20 protein-coding genes are annotated in these 17,258 nt (G+C 63.6%); 8 read left to right on the forward strand and 12 right to left on the reverse strand.

Translation table 11 applies throughout. The features are described 5' to 3' along the window. Positions 1-141: 141 nt before the first annotated feature. Together fbcH and petA are read right to left on the reverse strand one after the other, a co-directional pair. Positions 142-2,205: a cytochrome b/c1 gene (gene fbcH, locus N2603_RS34070; protein WP_018648835.1), complete on the reverse strand. Its 2,064-nt coding sequence runs from the start codon at positions 2,203-2,205 to the stop codon at positions 142-144. A 62-nt stretch (positions 2,206-2,267) separates the two neighbouring features. Further along, positions 2,268-2,798, reverse strand: coding sequence for a ubiquinol-cytochrome c reductase iron-sulfur subunit (gene petA / locus N2603_RS34075; protein WP_011085272.1), 531 nt, complete (start codon positions 2,796-2,798; stop codon positions 2,268-2,270). A gap of 281 nt (positions 2,799-3,079) precedes the next feature. Here petA and N2603_RS34080 point away from each other — a divergent pair, with 281 nt between their 5' ends. The 7 genes from N2603_RS34080 (at position 3,080) to N2603_RS34110 (ending at position 7,697) form a co-directional block, all read left to right on the forward strand. Next, positions 3,080-3,562 (forward strand): tRNA (cytidine(34)-2'-O)-methyltransferase, encoded by a 483-nt coding sequence (locus N2603_RS34080; protein WP_260424321.1) that lies wholly within the window; start codon positions 3,080-3,082, stop codon positions 3,560-3,562. 10 nt (positions 3,563-3,572) lie between these two features. After that, a complete protein-coding gene (gene queE, locus N2603_RS34085; protein ID WP_018648837.1) occupies positions 3,573-4,205 on the forward strand; it encodes a 7-carboxy-7-deazaguanine synthase in 633 nt (210 codons plus the stop codon). Between the two features lie 17 nt (positions 4,206-4,222). Continuing rightward, positions 4,223-4,588, forward strand: a complete 366-nt coding sequence (locus N2603_RS34090) for a 6-pyruvoyl trahydropterin synthase family protein (RefSeq protein ID WP_018648838.1) — start codon at positions 4,223-4,225, stop codon at positions 4,586-4,588. A gap of 128 nt (positions 4,589-4,716) precedes the next feature. Next, positions 4,717-5,604: an oxygen-dependent coproporphyrinogen oxidase gene (gene hemF / locus N2603_RS34095; RefSeq protein ID WP_260385575.1), complete on the forward strand. Its 888-nt coding sequence runs from the start codon at positions 4,717-4,719 to the stop codon at positions 5,602-5,604. Further along, positions 5,601-6,344 carry an HAD family hydrolase gene (locus N2603_RS34100; protein WP_035668651.1) on the forward strand — a complete coding sequence of 248 codons (744 nt, stop codon included), beginning with the start codon at positions 5,601-5,603 and terminating at the stop codon, positions 6,342-6,344. The genes hemF and N2603_RS34100 overlap by 4 nt, the downstream gene beginning before the upstream one ends. Positions 6,345-6,632: 288 nt before the next feature. After that, positions 6,633-6,842 (forward strand): YodC family protein, encoded by a 210-nt coding sequence (locus N2603_RS34105; RefSeq protein ID WP_018648841.1) that lies wholly within the window; start codon positions 6,633-6,635, stop codon positions 6,840-6,842. Positions 6,843-7,136: 294 nt separating this feature from the next. After that, positions 7,137-7,697 (forward strand): hypothetical protein, encoded by a 561-nt coding sequence (locus N2603_RS34110; RefSeq protein ID WP_260385576.1) that lies wholly within the window; start codon positions 7,137-7,139, stop codon positions 7,695-7,697. A gap of 630 nt (positions 7,698-8,327) precedes the next feature. On the opposite strand, the gene N2603_RS34115 is transcribed toward N2603_RS34110, so the two are convergent. The 5 genes from N2603_RS34115 to N2603_RS34135 all read right to left on the reverse strand — a co-directional run bounded on the left by N2603_RS34115 (position 8,328) and on the right by N2603_RS34135 (position 13,166). After that, positions 8,328-8,585 carry a hypothetical protein gene (locus N2603_RS34115; RefSeq protein WP_145832006.1) on the reverse strand — a complete coding sequence of 86 codons (258 nt, stop codon included), beginning with the start codon at positions 8,583-8,585 and terminating at the stop codon, positions 8,328-8,330. Between the two features lie 190 nt (positions 8,586-8,775). Then, the gene (gene dapD, locus N2603_RS34120; protein WP_260385577.1) at positions 8,776-9,747 is read right to left on the reverse strand and encodes a 2,3,4,5-tetrahydropyridine-2,6-dicarboxylate N-succinyltransferase; all 972 of its coding nucleotides are present in this window, start codon (positions 9,745-9,747) and stop codon (positions 8,776-8,778) included. A 42-nt stretch (positions 9,748-9,789) separates the two neighbouring features. Continuing rightward, positions 9,790-10,731 carry a lysozyme family protein gene (locus N2603_RS34125; RefSeq protein WP_260385578.1) on the reverse strand — a complete coding sequence of 314 codons (942 nt, stop codon included), beginning with the start codon at positions 10,729-10,731 and terminating at the stop codon, positions 9,790-9,792. A 193-nt stretch (positions 10,732-10,924) separates the two neighbouring features. After that, positions 10,925-12,634 carry an adenylate/guanylate cyclase domain-containing protein gene (locus tag N2603_RS34130; RefSeq protein WP_244635990.1) on the reverse strand — a complete coding sequence of 570 codons (1,710 nt, stop codon included), beginning with the start codon at positions 12,632-12,634 and terminating at the stop codon, positions 10,925-10,927. Positions 12,635-12,809: 175 nt separating this feature from the next. Beyond that, the gene (locus tag N2603_RS34135) at positions 12,810-13,166 is read right to left on the reverse strand and encodes a hypothetical protein (RefSeq protein WP_244635987.1); all 357 of its coding nucleotides are present in this window, start codon (positions 13,164-13,166) and stop codon (positions 12,810-12,812) included. Here N2603_RS34135 and N2603_RS44995 point away from each other — a divergent pair. Further along, complete coding sequence (locus tag N2603_RS44995) at positions 13,074-13,496, forward strand: TonB family protein (protein ID WP_425249015.1); 423 nt, start codon at positions 13,074-13,076, stop codon at positions 13,494-13,496. The two genes, N2603_RS34135 and N2603_RS44995, sit on opposite strands and share 93 nt — an antisense overlap. Before the next feature lie 65 nt (positions 13,497-13,561). Here the strand turns inward: N2603_RS44995 and N2603_RS34140 are convergent, their stop codons facing one another. The 5 genes from N2603_RS34140 to N2603_RS34160 are packed head-to-tail and all read right to left on the reverse strand — an operon-like array spanning position 13,562 to position 17,159. Continuing rightward, positions 13,562-14,332 carry a sulfite exporter TauE/SafE family protein gene (locus N2603_RS34140; protein WP_260385579.1) on the reverse strand — a complete coding sequence of 257 codons (771 nt, stop codon included), beginning with the start codon at positions 14,330-14,332 and terminating at the stop codon, positions 13,562-13,564. Continuing rightward, positions 14,329-15,597, reverse strand: a complete 1,269-nt coding sequence (locus N2603_RS34145; protein WP_260385580.1) for a CCA tRNA nucleotidyltransferase — start codon at positions 15,595-15,597, stop codon at positions 14,329-14,331. The genes N2603_RS34140 and N2603_RS34145 overlap by 4 nt, the downstream gene beginning before the upstream one ends. 10 nt (positions 15,598-15,607) lie before the next feature. Continuing rightward, a complete protein-coding gene (locus N2603_RS34150) occupies positions 15,608-15,871 on the reverse strand; it encodes a DUF6111 family protein (protein WP_018648851.1) in 264 nt (87 codons plus the stop codon). Beyond that, a complete protein-coding gene (locus N2603_RS34155) occupies positions 15,868-16,551 on the reverse strand; it encodes a CoA pyrophosphatase (RefSeq protein WP_260385581.1) in 684 nt (227 codons plus the stop codon). Before N2603_RS34155 ends, N2603_RS34150 begins: the two co-directional genes overlap by 4 nt. Continuing rightward, positions 16,548-17,159 (reverse strand): DUF1285 domain-containing protein, encoded by a 612-nt coding sequence (locus N2603_RS34160; RefSeq protein ID WP_260385582.1) that lies wholly within the window; start codon positions 17,157-17,159, stop codon positions 16,548-16,550. Before N2603_RS34160 ends, N2603_RS34155 begins: the two co-directional genes overlap by 4 nt. Positions 17,160-17,258: the final 99 nt, after the last annotated feature.

A 17,258-nucleotide genomic window follows, 5' to 3' on the forward strand; every position in this document is an offset into this window, starting at 1 on the left:
CTTGCGGCGTGATGCGCTGCTGATCCGGGGCCCAGCCACGAGCATTCTGGGTCCCGGCTCGCGCTTCGCGCGTCCGGGACACGGGCCCAACAAAAAAGCCCCCTTGCGGGGGCTTTTTCATATCGTCTCGTCTCGCGCCGCTCAGTGCGAGTCGGCCCAGACCTTCTTCTTGGTGAAGTACATCAGGCCGGCGAAGATGATCAGGAACACGAACACCTGGAAGCCGAGGCGCTTGCGCGCTTCCATGTGCGGCTCGGCGGTCCACATCAGGAACGTGGTGACGTCCTTGGAGTACTGCGCGACCGTGGTCGGGGAGCCGTCGTCATAGGTCACCTGGCCGTCGCTGAGCGGCTTCGGCATCTTGATGGCATGGCCCGGGAAGTACCTGTTGAAGTACGAGCCCTCCGGGATGGTGACGCCCTCCGGCACCTTCTCCTCAAACCCCTGAAGCACCGCCGCGACGTAGTCCGGGCCCTGCTCCTGATACTGGGTGAAGAAGTCGAAGATGAACCAGGGGAAACCGCGCTTGTAGGAGCGCGCCTTGGTGATCAGCGACAGGTCGGGCGGCGCCGCGCCGCCGTTCGCCGCACGCGCGGCCTGCTCATTCGGGAACGGCGAGGGGAAATAGTCCGCCGGCCGGCCCGGGCGCTCGAACATGTCGCCGGCGTCGTTCGGGCCGTCCTTGACCTTGTACTCGGAGGCGAAGGCCGCCGCCTGCGCCACGGAATAGCTGGGTCCACCGGGCTCCGCGAGGTTGCGGAAGGCGACATAGGACAGGCCGTGGCAGCTGGCGCAGACTTCCTTGTAGACCTTCAGGCCGCGCTGGAGCGCGCCGCGGTCGAACTTGCCGAAGGGACCGGCGAACGACCATTTGTTGCCCGGGGGCGTGTCGCTGCCTTCGGAGGCGCGGGCGTCCTGCAAGCTGCCGAGGAACAGCGCGCCGGCGGCGACCAGCGCGACCGCGACGGAAGCCACGGCCTTGCTGCCCTTGGCGAGAATCGCCTCCGAGATCGAGTTCGGCACCGGCCGCGGCGTCTCGATGCGCGAGAGCAGCGGCAGCACGATCAGGAAGTAGGCGAAGTAGCAGACCGTCAGGACGCGGCCGGCGACCACGTAGATGCCCTCCGGCGGCTGCGCGCCGAGATAGCCGAGCAGGATGCAGACCGCGACGAAGATCCAGAAGAACTGCTTGGCCAGCGGGCGGTACTTCGACGACCTGGTCTTGGCGGCATCGAGCCAGGGCAGGAAGCACAGGATGATGATCGCCCCGAACATCGCGATGACACCCGCGAGCTTGTTCGGAATCGAGCGCAGGATCGCGTAGAACGGCAGGTAATACCATTCCGGCACGATGTGCGGCGGCGTCACGCCCGGGTTCGCCGGAATGTAGTTGTCGGCATCGCCCAGGTAGTTCGGCATGTAGAAGATGAACCAGGCGTAGAGCAGCATGAAGCAGGCGACGCCAAACATGTCCTTGATGGTCGCGTGCGGCGTGAACGGCACCGTGTCCTTTTCCGTCTTCGGCTCGACGCCATCAGGGTTGTTCTGGCCGGCGACGTGCAGCGCCCAGACGTGGAGCACCACGACGCCCGCGATCACGAACGGCAAGAGATAGTGCAGCGAGAAGAAGCGGTTCAGCGTCGGGTTGCCGACCGAATAGCCGCCCCACAGCAGCGTCACGATGCTCTCGCCGACATAGGGAATGGCGGAGAACAGGTTGGTGATGACGGTGGCGCCCCAGAAGCTCATCTGGCCCCAGGGAAGCACGTAGCCCATGAAGCCGGTCGCCATCATCAGGAGGTAGATGATGACGCCGAGGATCCACAGCACCTCGCGCGGCTCCTTGTACGACCCGTAGTAAAGGCCGCGGAACATGTGGACGTAGACGGCGACGAAGAACATCGAGGCACCGACCGCGTGCATGTTGCGCAGCAGCCAGCCGTAGTTCACGTCACGGACGATCAGCTCGACCGACTTGAAGGCGAGATCGGCATTCGGCGTGTAGTGCATCGCCAGGATCACGCCGGTCAGGATCTGCATCCCCAGCATGAAGGAGAGGATGGCGCCGAAGGTCCACCAGTAGTTCAGGTTGCGCGGGGTGGGATAGGCGACGAAGGAGGAATGGATGAGACCAAAGATCGGCAGACGTCGCTCGATCCATTGCAGGGCCGGATTGCTCGGCTGGTAGTCGGATGGTCCGCTCATGATGCGATCCTGAGGAAATAGTACGACGAGACGGCGCGAAGCTTCGGACGCGGGTCCGAAGCTCAGCCGATCTGGATTTTGGTGTCGGAAACGAACTGGTACGGCGGCACCGGCAGGTTCGCGGGCGCGGGCCCCTGGCGGATGCGGCCGGACGAATCGTACTGCGAACCATGGCAGGGGCAGAAGAACCCGTCGTAATTGCCTTCATGGGCGATCGGGATGCAGCCGAGATGGGTGCAGATGCCGATCACGACCAGCCACTGCTCGTGGCCGGACTTGACCCGGGCCTCGTCGGACTGCGGATCGGGCAGGCTCGCGACGTTGACGGCGCGCGCCTCGTCGATCTGCTTCTTGGTGCGGTGGCTGATGTAGATCGGCTTGCCGCGCCAGAACACCTTGATGTCCTGGCCCTCGGCGATCGGGCTGAGATCGACCTCGATCGGCGCACCGGCGGCGATGGTCGAGGCATCAGGATTCATTTGAGAGATGAAGGGCCAGAGCGCGGCCGCGCCCCCTACTGCTGCAGCTGCCCCCGTTGCAACGAATAAGAAATCACGGCGTGTCGGATGGTCCGCCGAAGACGCTGTCGTCACGATTCCAACCCTTTCTTCTTATGCTGCCGGTGGAACCGCTCCAGGAGTCCCCCAAAGGTCCCTAGAACAGTGCTGCCGGCGCCCGCGGCCCCCCGCGGCGGCAGAACTTCGCTTGTCCCCACCAGAATAGGGCGAAAACAGCAGTCCAGAATCGTTCTATTGGCACCCTTGCCGGGCGAGCGCAAGCCCGCTAACGGCGGGGAAGCGTGCAATGCACGAATTCCCGGGCAGGCGATGTTTTATTGAGACATTTCCGGCCCGCAACCCACCCGCCGCCGCCCATGCAGATAGCGCTTTTCCAGCCCGACATCCCCCAGAACACCGGCACGATTCTCCGGCTGTGCGCCTGTCTGGGCATCGCCGCCCATATCATCGAACCTGCGGGGTTCCCGGTCTCCGACCGGCATTTCCGCCGGGCGGGAATGGATTATCTCGACCAGGTCAGCATTACCCGCCATGACTCCTGGGCGAAGTTCGAGGACTGGCGCGCGGCACAGGGCTGCCGCCTGATCCTGTTCACCACCAAGGCCGCCACCGACTACCGCGATTTTCATTACCAGACGTCGGACATCCTGCTATTCGGACGCGAGAGCGCCGGCGTCACCGACGCCGTGGTCGAGGCCGCCGATGCGCGGCTGGTGATCCCGGTCATGCCAGGGCTGCGATCGCTCAATGTCGCCATGAGCGCGGCGATGGCCGCAGGCGAGGCGCTGCGGCAGATCCGGAACCCGAACGGTCCACAGGATTGCGGTCGACAGGATTGAGGAGAGACCAGTGAGTTACGCGGTCAAGGAGATCTTCCTGACCCTGCAAGGCGAAGGCGCCCATGCCGGGCGTGCGTCCGTGTTCTGCCGCTTTGCCGGCTGCAACCTCTGGAGCGGCCGCGAGGCCGACCGCGGGGATGCGACCTGCAAGTTCTGCGACACGGATTTCGTCGGCACCGACGGCACGCTCGGCGGCCGCTATGCCTCGGCTGCGGACCTCGCGGACACCATCGCGGCCCAATGGACGGCAACGGCCGCCAACCGCTACGTGGTGCTGACCGGCGGCGAGCCGCTGCTCCAGGTCGATACCGCCCTGATCGAGGCGCTCCATGCGAGAGGCTTCGAGATCGGCGTCGAGACCAACGGCACGATCGAGGCGCCCGAAGGGCTCGACTGGATCTGCGTCAGCCCGAAGGGCGGCAGCGAGCTGGTGCTGCGCCGCGGCCACGAGTTGAAGCTGGTCTATCCGCAAGCCCTCGCCGCGCCCGAGACCTTCGAAGGCCTCGCCTTCGAGCGCTTCTCGCTGCAGCCGATGGACGGACCCGAGGTCGCCGAGAACACCGCGCGGGCGATCGACTACTGCCTGCATCATCCGCAATGGCGGCTCAGCGTGCAGACGCATAAATCGCTCGGCATCAGATAGGATTGGTTTTCGAACAGATGTGGGAATTGACGAAATCGTTCCGCTTCGAGGCGGCGCATTCGCTGTCGGGAACGACGTTTGGCGCGGCGAGCGAAGAGATCCACGGCCACTCCTTCCGCGCCGAGGTGACCGTGCGCGGCACGCCCGACCCCGACACCGGAATGGTGGTCGATCTCGGCCTGCTCCAGCGCGCCATCGAGGACGTGCGCCTGACGCTCGACCACAAGTACCTCAACAAGATCGAGGCGCTGGGCAAGCCGACGCTGGAAAACCTGTCGCGCTTCGTTTGGGAGCGGCTACAGCATATCGGCAAGCTGACCCGCGTCAGCATCCACCGCGACAGTTGCAACGAGAGCTGCACCTATTACGGTCCGCAAGGTTAGCTACGATCGCGGTCTCGTAGGGTGGGCAAAGCGCAGCGTGCCCACCATCGAGTGCGACGATGAAGGATGGTGGGCACGGCGCAAGGGCGCCTTTGCCCACCCTACGAGAGCCAGTTTGGGAATTGGATATGGACGCTTCAGCCATCGAAGATCGCAAGACGCGCGCCCGAACCTGGTTCGAGCGCTTGCGCGACGACATCTGCGCGAGTTTCGAGCGGCTCGAGGATGATGCACCGCAAAGCCTCTATCCCGGCGAGGCCGGCCGCTTCAAACGCACGCCCTGGCAGCGCACCGACCACACTGGCGCGGGCGGCGGTGGCGGCGTGATGTCGATCATGCATGGCCGGCTGTTCGAGAAGGTCGGCGTGCACTGCTCGACCGTGCATGGCGAGTTCGCCCCCGAGTTTCGCGCCCAGATCCCCGGCGCCGCGGAGGATCCAAAATTCTGGGCCTCCGGCATCTCGCTGATCGCACACATGCGCAATCCGAACGTCCCTGCCGTGCACATGAACACGCGCTTCGTCGTGACGACAAAAGCCTGGTTCGGCGGCGGCGCCGATCTCACGCCGGTGCTCGATCGCCGGCGCACGCAGGAGGATGCGGACAGCATCGCCTTCCATGCGGCGATGAAGGAAGCCTGTGCGCAGCCGAACGGCGTTGCCGATTACGACAAGTACAAGACATGGTGCGACGAATATTTCTATCTGCCGCACCGGAAAGAGGCGCGCGGCATCGGCGGCATTTTCTACGACTGGCACGACAGCGGCGACTGGGACGCCGACCTCGCCTTCACGCAGGATGTCGGCCGCGCCTTCCTGAAGATCTACCCCGACATCGTCCGGCGCAATTTCGCGAGCGCCTGGACGGCTGCGGACCGCGAGGAGCAATTGATCCGGCGCGGCCGCTATGTCGAGTTCAACCTGCTCTACGACCGCGGCACCATCTTCGGGCTCAAGACCGGCGGCAACGTGGACTCCATCCTGTCGTCGCTGCCGCCGGAGGTGAAGTGGCCATGAGCGCTGTGATGCGTCCGCTCCCCCGCGCCATGCTGATCGACATGGACGACACCATCCTGTCGGCCTATGGCCGGCCCGAGATCGCCTGGAACACGATCGCGAACGAGTTCGCCGAGGAGCTCGCGCCGCTGCCTCCGGCGCAGGTCGCGACCGCCGTTCTGGCCTTCGCGCGAAACTTCTGGGCCAACGCGGAAGCCGCGTGGCGGATGAAGCTCGCCGAAGCGCGGCACCTGACGGTCAAGGGCGGCTTTGCCGCGCTCGCGGCGGCCGGCCATCGCGCCCTCCCCGACGATCTCGCCATCCGCCTCGCCGACCGCTTCACCGCCTATCGCGAGGAGGAGATGTTCGTGTTCCCCGGCGCGCATGAGGCGATCGACAGACTGAAGGCGCTCGGCATCAAGCTGGCGCTGGTCACCAACGGCGCCGCGGACATGCAGCGCGCCAAGGTCGAGCGCTTCGAGCTCGCGCACCGTTTCCACCACATCCAGATCGAGGGCGAGCACGGCTTCGGCAAGCCCGAGGAGCGCGCCTATCTGCACGCGATGGAGGCGCTCGGCGTCACCGCCAAGGACACCTGGATGATCGGCGACAATCTGGAATGGGAAGTCGTCACCCCGCAGCGTCTCGGCATCTATGCGATCTGGATGGACGTGCATGGCGACGGCCTGCCCGAAGGCTCGACCGTCAAGCCCGACCGCATCATCCGCTCGCTGACCGAGCTGGTGCCGGACCAGCCGTAACGGGGCTCGCAAACAAAACTGCGAAAACAACCCCATGCACAGTAGCGGGCTGCTGCAAGATCAAGGGTTTGCGGATTTTACGAATCGCGTTTGACCCGTCGGGCAAAACAGGGGCATAATGCCATCGTCGGGATGCGTGCGATGAAGACGCTTCCCGTGTGAGCCATCTCGCCTCATTCGAGCGGTCCGCGCATAGACCGCGCTGGCCATCGCCGCCCCGTCCGTTTTCCCCGTGTCATGACCGCCTGCTAGCCTCCTGTCCGGTCGATCAACCCGAAAGGACAATCCATGGACTTGAAAGCCGGCGATGTCGTGATGCTGAAATCCGGCGGCCAGCCGCTGACGGTTGCGGAGGTGAAGGAGGACGAGGTGCTGTGCCTCTGGATGGGCATGGAAGGCGATCTCTTCCGCGAGACGCTGCCGCTGGCCGCGCTTGTGCAGGTGGAAGAAGAGGACGACGAAGACGAGGATGACGACGAGGACGAAGACGAGGAGTAGGCGCCTCTAGGACCGCACCCTCGTCAGATCGGAGCGTTCCGCTCCAGCGCTCCTGATGTCCGCTGCTCCGCCGATGACAGCGCTATAGCGGACATCACTGTATGTCACGGAAGAGCCGGCAGCCGACATGGCAACCGCTCCGGGCGCATCGTCCGCATTCGCCTCGGCCACATGCGCATGGCAGTCATCCGCAGAAATCGTTTCAACCCCCGGTAGTCAGGTTCGGAAGTTTCGGCTAGCATTTTGCGGCGTGCCGGCATTGGGACGGAATGTCCGTCCCCGAAAGGACATATCATGAGATTGTCGCCAGGATTTGTCGCGCCTTCAGCCTTCGCTTTCTTGTCAACGGTCTTGCTGTGCAGCCCGGCGGTGTCGCAAACCGCAACAAGCTCCCCCACCCAGGTTCCCTCCGTCACGGTCGATGCGCCGAAGCAGGCGGCAAGGCCGAAGCAGGCGGTCAACACCGGGGCATCTCGCCCGACCTCGTCAACCCGCCACATCCGATCGGCAACCGCTCAACCATCATCCGGTCGAACGCCATCGCCAGCACCGGGTTCACCATTGGCGAGGATTGCCGCGCTGGAGAAGCGCGCCAGCAGTTGCAACGGTGGCTGTCAAACAAGCTTCAGACACGGCAAGGATCCCTGGGTCGGGTGCAGCGAGTCGGGCGGCGGACAAACAGATGCACCTTTCTCGCCGACCTGCACAGACACCATCACTCACAAGAACTACGTGGATTGCGTCGAGACCAAGGTGTTCCTGGGAGACTACCGCAACAGAGCCTACTGGCTCTGCAGCAGCCTCTCCGCCGGCAACAAGTTTCAAGTCGCCGATCTCAAGCGGTCAAAGCGCTAGCGCTCAAGCATGATCCGGAAAAGCGGTAAGCGGTTTTCCGGGAGGATCATGCGTCAACAACATCCAAAGCGCGATGACGATTCATCCAAATCGCGCCGCGCTTTGGCCCTGCCAAGCGGACCTAAATGACTTATCTCGCGACTTCGCAGATGGGCCAGAATCCCAACATCGATACGACTGAAGATCGCCAACCACTCGGCCTCTAGTTTGCGAGCCTGCGATTGCAGGCAACCCTATCTTCGTTTGTGGCGAGCGAATCGTAATCGTCTGCAAGCCTAAGGTAGACCTTACGCAGTCCCTCGTCCGAGGTGCATGACGCCATCGTTCGGTACTCCTCGGCTACGTGCCGATGCCGGGCGGCTTCCGCCATGTAATCCGTGTTCATCGCAAGCTCCCTGGGCCCGACCGTCCGTCCCGGCGCGAGGAGACCATTGCGATAGATCAACGACTGCAAGATACATCAGTAACCGGCGCGGATCCTTGCCGGCCACTTCTGCTCGACACTTGGCAGCCGCACTTGGATGAGCACTTGGACGAGCACTGAGCTAGGCAGTCTCGGGCCACAGGCAGACGTTACGGGTCGGCTCATCGCGGGCGAAGCCGACCTCCCAACGACAAATCAAGTCAGACTTACTTCCGTGGCTCGGTCACCACTTTGGTTGATCCGTCCGGCGCTGCCTGCATTCCCGGTGGGCTTTGACCTTGCGGGCTTTCCGGCGGCGCGCCACCCGACTTCGTGTCGAGCGGTCCGGTCCAACCTTGTGGCTGCAATTGACCTTTTTCTTCAGGTGCCGAGCGTCCAGTTGTCATGTCCTTGGGATCGGTCTGTGCCGTCGCAAATCCGCACGACAACGCCCAGCCAACCGCCGTTATCAGAATGATCCGCATTGCGAGACTCCGCTTGGCTGATCGAACCAACAGGCTGGTCCCGCTTCAGTTCCTAATTGTGTCGTGCAAGCGTTCAAACTCCCGGCAAACGATGTCCGAGTTGGGTCGCAAGCGGCGGTGTGACGCAGCGTGACGGCGCACTCAATCGGCCCGCCGCTTCAAACTCGGCAGGCGCCGACGCTGGCGCTGCCTAGCCGTGAAGTTGCGAGTTGAGGCCGTCCCAATTGGATGTGCGTCTGGCTGCCTCAAGAGCGCCGCTCTGGGAGTTGCGGCGAAAAAGAAGACCCTTTTGCCCTGAAAGTTCCTTGGCTTTCAGCACTCGGCCGTCCTCCAAAAGGATGCGCGCGCCTGCCGTGACGTAACAGCCCGCTTCGACGACACAATCGTCACCCAGTGAAATGCCGATACCGGCGTTGGCTCCGATCAGGCAGCGCTCACCAACCGTAATCCTCTCTTTGCCTCCTCCTGATAGCGTGCCCATGATCGAGGCCCCGCCACCAACGTCGCTGCCACGTCCCACGACCACACCGGCGCTGATCCGACCTTCGACCATGCAGGGACCGAGCGTACCTGCGTTAAAATTGCAAAAGCCTTCATGCATGACGGTCGTGCCCGGCGCTAAATAGGCTCCGAGCCTTACGCGATCCGCATCCGCAATTCGCACATCCGCAGGCGTCACATAGTCAGTCATGCGCGGAAACTTGTCCACGCCCGTCACCTCGAACGCGAGGGCCCGCTTTCGCGCGACCATTTGCGCTTCCGGCACACGAGAGCATTCGCAGGGACCGAGGGTCGTCCAGGCAACGTTGGGTAACAGACCGAAAATTCCGTCAACGTTCAGGCAATTGGGCTGGACGAGCCGGTGGCTCAGGAGATGGAGTCGAAGATACGCGTCGTGGACATCAGTCGGCGCAGACGCGAGAGACTCAATCTCTGTGCGGATTGGAACGATGTCGACATTGCGAATGTCGTCGTGTCGCGCATATCCGTCCGCCGGCTCACCCAACGATCCAATGATCTCGTCCGTCGTCAGCCGCACCGTTGCCGCCTTGCCGGCCTCCTCGACCAGGCTCAGCTGAAGAAACCAGGAATCCAACACGCGACCGTCAGCGGCAATCGTCGCAAATCCCTCGCCTCTCGCGCCTCTCAGCTCCATCGTCATTTGAATTGCTCACACTGTCTGCAGCCGACCACTCAACGAAAGTTACTGCTTCGGCCCTTCGGCGGCGGCCGTAGCCATATATTTCGAATAGAGTTCAGCAATCCGCGCGCGCCACATGCCGACGAACGCTCCGGATGTCAGCTTGTCGACCGATTTCCATGCCTGCTTGACGGCCGGAAGAGTGTTCCGCCAGATCGCACGTTTGCACCATTTCTCGCCTTTTTCCTTGCCCTCGCCGGTGGCACACATTGATTTCCAGGCGATGCGATCAGGTTGGCTGATGTGCTCGGCGGCGCCTTCCCAGCCCTGTTGATGGATCAAGTAAAGATCGCTCAAGGTCGGCTTCTGGTGCGTCACCCACTCGAACAGCACGCCTTCGGTAATGACCTTGTAGGCCGCCGCTACGGCATTGTCGCGGGGACTACGAATCTGCCCCGAGCCGAACTTGTTGAACTCATATTCACTCAGTTGGAACAGGCCGATATACGACCCGGTGCGTTGCTTGGGATCGAACCCGGACTCAACCTTCGCGACCGCTTTCATGAAATTGAAATCGAGACCGAACGCATCGGACGCGCGCTTGATCTCCTCGATCGGCGTTCCGACCAGGGTGTCCTTGAGCGACCTCAACACGATATCGGCCGGCTTCTCTGCGGGCGGATATTCTGACCAAATGTAATAGATCAGATACCGGAAATCCTGGCTCACCGGCGCGGGGCTGGACGCATCATCCAATGCATCGCGCATTGCCGGCACCGGCTGCGCAGCATCAATGTGGTCCACTGCGTTCGCTTTCGTCGCGCTGGAATCGTCATCGATTTTGGCTTGGGCGACCAGTGACCGACCAGAAGCCGCCCTGGAGACCGGCCCGCGCGTTGCTCCAGGCGACGCTCCGGGTGCGGCAGATATCTCCGCTACGGCGCGATGAATCATCCCCGTGAATGCAATGACACCCACGATGCAGGCGGCCTGCAAGGCTTTCATTGCCCCCAACTCCGCGGCAGGGTTCCCAAGAGAAAGCTACACGCATATTCCCCGCTGTCCAAGGCGAGGTGGTCACGCCGATGCTTTAGCGAAGCTGACTGTCACCAAAATGCGACACCGTTATCGCCGTTCGCGCCTGTTCGACGAGGAACAGGCTGCCCGCGAGGTCAGCTCGTTCGGTGGCCGATCCCGATCAGTCCGGAAGACCTGAAGCGCGCATTGCTTCGATAAGAGGCGCTGCAAGCACCGGGACGCAACCGATGGCGGAGCACTGACCATTGCTGCTGAAATTGGGTTGAAGCTGCATGACGCGTTCGGCGGCCGCATTCGCATCCTGCATTCGTCCGAGTTTGGCAAGCGCTGCCGCCAGAAACATGTGCGAGACGCTGAAACCTGGCTTGCTCCGAATGGCCCGTTGTGCCGCCGCCGCAGCTTCTTCATAGCGCCCGCGAAGAAAATGGCCCATGCAGATGCCATGCAGCGCCGCCGTAATCCACGGATCGAGCGGACTAAGCCGGATACCTCGCTCGCCCCATTCGATGGCACGCTCGGCTTCGCCTCCCCAGCCCAAGATCAACGCACCCCAGGAATATGCCCAGGCAGCTGATGGGGAGATTGCAAGCGCAGCCTCGAACGTTTCGAGAGCCAGCATGCGGTTGTGCTCGACAAGACCGATAGCGATCGCGGCGTAGACAAGTGCCGGGGCATCGTCGGGGCCGAGTGCCACTGCAGTGTGCGCGTGCTGTATCGCAGCTGCGCGATTTTCTTCACGCCTGCCCGCTCGGAGATACAGGATTTCATTGCAAAACGCTGTCTGTCCGTGCGCTAGCGCGTAGTTCGGCTCGAGTTCAAGTGCGCGCGCGAGGAGTGGCACGGCCTGCGACGCGCCCTCCGGCATCCCGGTATCCACCAGAGGCGTCGCACGGAGCACAAGGTCGTAGGCGTCGAGGCTGTCAGGGCGCTTGCGCTTCGCCCGTTCGATTTCGGCTTGACGCAGGCTGGGCTCGATCGCGGCGACCGTGCTCACGGTAATCTCATCCTGCAAGGCAAAGATGTCGTCGACGGCGCGATCGTAGCGATCCGCCCAGATATGAGCCCTGGTCTCGGCGTCAATGAGCTGCGCAGTGATTCGCACTCGATCGTTTGCCCGTCGCACGCTGCCCTCCAGCACGTAACGAACACCCAGTTCGCGCCCAACCTGCCGGATGTCGACGGACCGCCCCTTGTACGTGAAGGTCGAGTTGCGGGCGATCACGAACAGCCATTTGAAACGGGACAGCGCGGTGATGATGTCTTCCACCATGCCGTCGGCGAAATACTCCTGCTCGGGGTCACCGGACATGTTCTGAAACGGCAGAACTGCGATCGAGGCTTTCTCCGGCAGCGGCAGCGGTCGATTGCTGTCCGCAATCGTGGCCTTCGGCGCGTTGCCAAGTTTGACGCCATACAGTCGAACCGTCCGGTCAATGTTCTTCAGTGATCGTTCACCGAGATCGTCGAACTCGAATTTCGTTTTTCCCCTGACTTGCTCGAACGCACTTCCGGACAAACACACGCCCCCCGGCGAGCACTCGTTCTCGACGCGCGCGGCGACATTCACGCCATCACCAAAGATGTCGTTTTCGTCGCTGATGATGTCGCCGATGTTGATGCCGATGCGAAAGGCAATCTGTGCTTCGCGGCCAGCCATCTTCTCTTGAACAGCCACGGCGCAAGTCACCGCGTCGACAGCGCTGGCGAATTCGACCAGGAGGCCGTCGCCAGTCGTCTTGACGATCCTGCCCTTGTGCTCCGCAATGGCTGGATCGACGATTTCGCGGCGGATGGCCTTGAGGGCTTCGAGCGTGCCGACTTCGTCAGCGCCCATTAGCCGCGAATAGCCGGCAACGTCCGCCGCCAGCACCGCCGCCAACCGCCTCTCAACGCGCGCCGTGACCACCGCTGCCCCTGCTGGTTTGGACTGACGACAGCAGCGTAAACCTCGGGCGGGAGACTTGGAAGCCCGACAATAATAGCCGCCGAGCTGCTATCGCCCGCAAGGCCAGCCCGCTCCGGCATGGCGCGCAATCCCCGGCCTGTCAGCCAGGCGGAACCATGCTGTCGGGAGCAAACTCGGTCGGCAGGCCGTCGATGCTCTTCATGTTCTTCAGGCGCCAGTATTTGCGTAAGTTAACCAGATTCAATGCGCAAATCGATCGCCCAATAGTCGCGTTCGGCTGACGATGCTGCTCGGGTATAGGCCGGAAGGCGACACCGACCAACAGTTGTGATATGAAGTTTGTCGTTTGGGACGGGGCTTTTTGGTGCGTGGTCGATTGACGAAAAAATTGGGGCCTTGGCTCTTGCTTCTGGCGATCGTTAGCCCGCCCTGTTGGGGACAGTCGGACGCGATAAGCGCGTGGAAGCAAAAAGTTCATCTCCAACTGAAGTCCCATGCGCGATTTCCGGCAGAGGCGTGCGGTCGGAGCGGTGAACCGAAATTGGGCTTCGCTCTTGATCGTTCCGGCAAAGTGATTTCCAGCAGGCTCCTGAGCGGGTCAGGGGTCGCTTCAATTGATGCTGCAGCTTTGGCCGCGGTGATTAGCGCTCAACCATTTCCTCCCGCGCCTCCCGAACTTCCCGACAGTGACCTGAGCTTGGCAGTCTTGCTTGTCTTCGCAAGGCCGCCTGATGTTACAGAGCAAGACTTTAAGCGAAGTTGTGACCTCCTACGAGATGAGATCAGTCTTCGTAACCGGCTGAAGGGCGTGTGCCGGGGCTGCTGACGCGTCCCGGCTGGGAATCGAAAGCCGACGTCTGTGCGTACACGCCCGACAGGCTTCGATCCTCGTTATCCGATCAGCTGCTTTGCCGCAGCCGAGATCATCACCAGCCCGCCTGTGATCACCGCAACATCGAGGATCGCGGTGTGGATGTGCACCGGCATCCGCTCCACGAACGCCTTTGCGAGAAACGCGCCGGGGATCGCGATCGCTCCGATCAGCAGCGCGAAGGCGAGCACCTGCGCGGTGACGGCGCCGGCGAGGCCGAACACCGAGATCTTGATGAGGCCGGTGCCGAGCGAGATCATCGCGTCGGTCGCGATCACGGCGGCGCCTTCGAGGCCCGCGGCCATCAGCAGCGAGAGCAGGATCACGCCGGAGCCGGAGGTGCCGCCGACCAGCACGCCGTAGCCGACCGAGCCGGCGGCAAGGCCGGTGTCGCCGATCCTGACCTCGCGCCGTCGCAGCACGCGGCGCAGCGGCACGCTCAGGATCAGCATGGTGCCGATCACGAGGGCTGCGCCGGCATTGGTGAGACGCGTGTAGCCGTAGGCACCGAGCGCGGTCGTCAGCGCCGCGCAGGCGAGCACGATCAGCGCGCGGCGGCGATCGGCATAGCGCAGATAGGCGACGGCGCGGCTCGCATTGGTCAGCATCGCGGAGATCGCGATGATCGGCACCACGGGCTCCGCGCCGACCAGCGGCACCAGCACGAGCGGCATCAAGGCGCCGGTGCCGTAGCCGGCGAGACCACCGATGATCGAAGCAAACAACGCCATCAACGCGACCGGCAAAAGCTGAAGGATCGAGATGTCGGCGAAGCCTGAAACGATGGTCACGTTTTCCCGTCGCGGCTGACGCGTGCCGCAGCTTGATCGGCGATGGAGGCGAGCGCGGCTTCCTCTAGGGGAAAATCCGCCGCAAGCCAAGCGTCCTCGGCGAGTGTCAACACGTGTCCGAGCGCAGGTCCTTCCGCCAACCCGCGCGCGATGAAGTCGGCGGCGCGCAGCGGGAATTTCGGCGCAGTCCAGCGCTGCGGCAGCTCGGCGAGCGCGCGCCAGCGCGGCGAATGCACCTCGCCGGCGGCGCGCGCCCAGCCGAGCAACACGCGATCGTGATAGCGCTCGGGGCCGAGCCGGTAGAGCAGCCGCCGCGCATGGGCCTCGTCCTTGGCGGCGAAGCGCCACCAGCGATGGCCCATCGAGTCCAGCGCCTTGGCCTCGGCATTGGAGAGCCGCAGGCGCGCGGCGACGCGCTTGGCGTCCTCGGTCACGGCGACCGTCAGCGCGGCGAGGCGCCGCGTGGCGCTGGGGGTGAGGCCAAGCTCGCGCTCGATCGCGATCATCGTCTCCAGCGGGCCGGTATAGGCGACGCCGCCGATCAGCGTTTGCAGCAATCCGCCGTCGGCCATCGCCAGCGCGGCCGCGGAGGCGCCGCCCGCGACCAACAGCTTCAGCATCTCCATGCGCACGCGCTCGGCCGACAGGCTGGCAAGCCCAGCACGTCCGCAGATGCAGGCGAGATAGCCGTCACGGTCGGGCTCACCGGCACCGAAGGCGGCGTGGATGCGGAAGAAGCGCAGGATGCGCAGATAATCCTCGGCGATGCGCTGGTCGGCATCGCCGATGAAGCGCACGCGGCGCGCTTTCGCATCCGCGATGCCGCCGACATAGTCGTAGACCACGCCCCGTGCGTCGACCGACAGGCCGTTCATGGTGAAGTCGCGCCGCTCGGCGTCCTTCACCCAGTCGCGGCCGAACGCGACCCTCGCTTTGCGGCCGAAGGTCTCGGTGTCCTCGCGCAGCGTCGTCACTTCGTAAGGGTGACCGTCGATGACGAGCGTGATGGTGCCGTGCTCGATGCCGGTCGGCACGCTCTTGATGCCGGCGGCCTTGGCGCGGCGGATCACCTCCTCCGGCAGCGCCGTGGTCGCGATGTCGATGTCGCCGGGCACGAGGCCGAGCAGCGCGTTGCGCACGGCACCACCGACCACCCGTGCCTCTTCGCCATCAGCGCCGAGCAATTGCAGGACGCGCGCGGTCCCGCCGGCGGTCAGCCAGGGCGCATCGGCAAGAATCGGCGGAAGGATCGGCTCCGCGCTCATCGTCCCGCCCCTATCTTTCCGTGCCCGGCACGAACTTGCCGTCCTCGATATGGGCGGGAACGTAGGTCGAATCCGGTCCGCCGCCGGAGAATTGTGCGAGACCAATCAGGCCCGCGATCACCAGCGCGAGCGCGACCAGGGCGAGGCGGGAGACGATCGTGACCGGCCAGGACGATCGCGCGAACAGCCCGGAGCGGGTGGCGGCCAGGAACAACGCATAGACGGCAAAAGGGATGAGGAAAATTCCGATCTCGGTCAGGACCGTCCGGATCATGACGAGTAGATCCGCTCATACAGCACACGCAGCATTCCAGCCGTCGCACCCCAGATGTAGCGCTCCGCGAACGGCATCGCGTAGTAGAAGCGCTCCATGCCGCGGAATTCCTTGCTGTGCAGCTGATGGTTCACCGGGTTCATGAGGAAGGATAGCGGCACCTCGAACGCATCATCAACCTCGGAATGGTTGATGGTGAGCGCAAAGCCCGGCCTGACCCTTGCGACCGTCGGCAGGATGCGGAAGCCGAAGCCGGTGCCGTAGAGATCGAGATAGCCGATCGGCTCGACGAAGTCTCTGGACAGGCCGACCTCCTCCTCGGCCTCGCGCAGCGCGGCATCGAGTGGCGAGGCGTCCGTCGCATCGATCTTGCCGCCGGGAAAGGCGATCTGGCCGGCGTGGTCGTTGAGATGGGCCGAGCGCTGCGTCAAGAGGATGGTCGGCTCGGGATGGTCGACCACGGCGATCAGCACCGCTGCCGGCCGCACCGGCTGCTCGCGCGCGATGATCTCCAGCATCTTGTCGGTGCCGGGATAGCCCGAGGCCGGAATGATGTTGGGATCGTAGAGGCCGGCCGGCACGTCGAAGCCGAGCCGCGCCCGCGAGCGGGCGAAGAAATCCGTAGCTCCCAGCGCGACGGGTTCGCGCTCAGGCTTGCTATCGGGGATAGGCTTGTTCAAAGCGCGGCCCTCACCTGCTCCGCGTCGGCCATGGCGAAGAATTCGCCGGCCGACTCGACGCCGAACATCGGCTGGCCATCGACCATCCGCTCCTCGCCCATGTCAACCAGATCGTAGTAGAGCGCACGGGTTACCTTGGCCCAGAGATCGGCGCGGACATGCAGGTAAGGCGTCAGCCCGCCGTCCGCCGCCTGCTCGAAGCGCAGCCGGTGCGCGGCATCGCATCTCACCCAGTCGTCGACATTGGTGCGGAAGCTCAGCACGCGATGGTTGTCCTCGCCGTCCTTCTGCATTTCAACGGCCATGAACGGCGCGTCATCGACGCGGATGCCGACCTTCTCCACCGGCGTCACGAGGAAGTGCTTGTCGCCCTCGCGCTTCAGGATGGTCGAGAACAGGCGCACAAGGGCGTGACGCCCGATTGGCGTCCCCATGTAGAACCATGTACCATCCGAGGCGATTCGAATGTCGAGATCGCCGCAAAACGGCGGATTCCACAGATGCACCGGCGGCAGGCCCTTTTTGGCGCCTTCGGCATTGGCAGCACTTTTGGCGGCGGCAGTCAGCCCCTCAAGACCGCGATCGGCGCTCTGCCCTTGGTTCGCCATGGTTTGCCCTGACTTTGTCATCTGGCACGATTGGTGCAGGTCTACGTTGTCGATTGGTGCTCGGTTCCACCCCGGATTAGTCCGGTGTGGAGGTCGCCA

The sequence above is a fragment of the Bradyrhizobium huanghuaihaiense genome (assembly GCF_025200885.1).
In the GTDB taxonomy this organism is placed as follows: Bacteria; Pseudomonadota; Alphaproteobacteria; order Rhizobiales; family Xanthobacteraceae; genus Bradyrhizobium; species Bradyrhizobium huanghuaihaiense.

Coding starts and splice junctions, on each gene's coding strand:
- fbcH (WP_018648835.1), bottom strand. CDS start 2,205: ATGAGCGGACCATCCGACTACCAGCCGAGCAATCCGGCCCTGCAATGG.
- N2603_RS34080 (WP_260424321.1), top strand. CDS start 3,080: ATGCAGATAGCGCTTTTCCAGCCCGACATCCCCCAGAACACCGGCACG.
- N2603_RS34090 (WP_018648838.1), top strand. CDS start 4,223: ATGTGGGAATTGACGAAATCGTTCCGCTTCGAGGCGGCGCATTCGCTG.
- hemF (WP_260385575.1), top strand. CDS start 4,717: ATGGACGCTTCAGCCATCGAAGATCGCAAGACGCGCGCCCGAACCTGG.
- N2603_RS34100 (WP_035668651.1), top strand. CDS start 5,601: ATGAGCGCTGTGATGCGTCCGCTCCCCCGCGCCATGCTGATCGACATG.
- N2603_RS34105 (WP_018648841.1), top strand. CDS start 6,633: ATGGACTTGAAAGCCGGCGATGTCGTGATGCTGAAATCCGGCGGCCAG.
- N2603_RS34110 (WP_260385576.1), top strand. CDS start 7,137: ATGAGATTGTCGCCAGGATTTGTCGCGCCTTCAGCCTTCGCTTTCTTG.
- N2603_RS34115 (WP_145832006.1), bottom strand. CDS start 8,585: ATGCGGATCATTCTGATAACGGCGGTTGGCTGGGCGTTGTCGTGCGGA.
- dapD (WP_260385577.1), bottom strand. CDS start 9,747: ATGACGATGGAGCTGAGAGGCGCGAGAGGCGAGGGATTTGCGACGATT.
- N2603_RS34125 (WP_260385578.1), bottom strand. CDS start 10,731: ATGAAAGCCTTGCAGGCCGCCTGCATCGTGGGTGTCATTGCATTCACG.
- N2603_RS34135 (WP_244635987.1), bottom strand. CDS start 13,166: ATGGGACTTCAGTTGGAGATGAACTTTTTGCTTCCACGCGCTTATCGC.
- N2603_RS34145 (WP_260385580.1), bottom strand. CDS start 15,597: ATGAGCGCGGAGCCGATCCTTCCGCCGATTCTTGCCGATGCGCCCTGG.
- N2603_RS34150 (WP_018648851.1), bottom strand. CDS start 15,871: ATGATCCGGACGGTCCTGACCGAGATCGGAATTTTCCTCATCCCTTTT.
- N2603_RS34160 (WP_260385582.1), bottom strand. CDS start 17,159: ATGGCGAACCAAGGGCAGAGCGCCGATCGCGGTCTTGAGGGGCTGACT.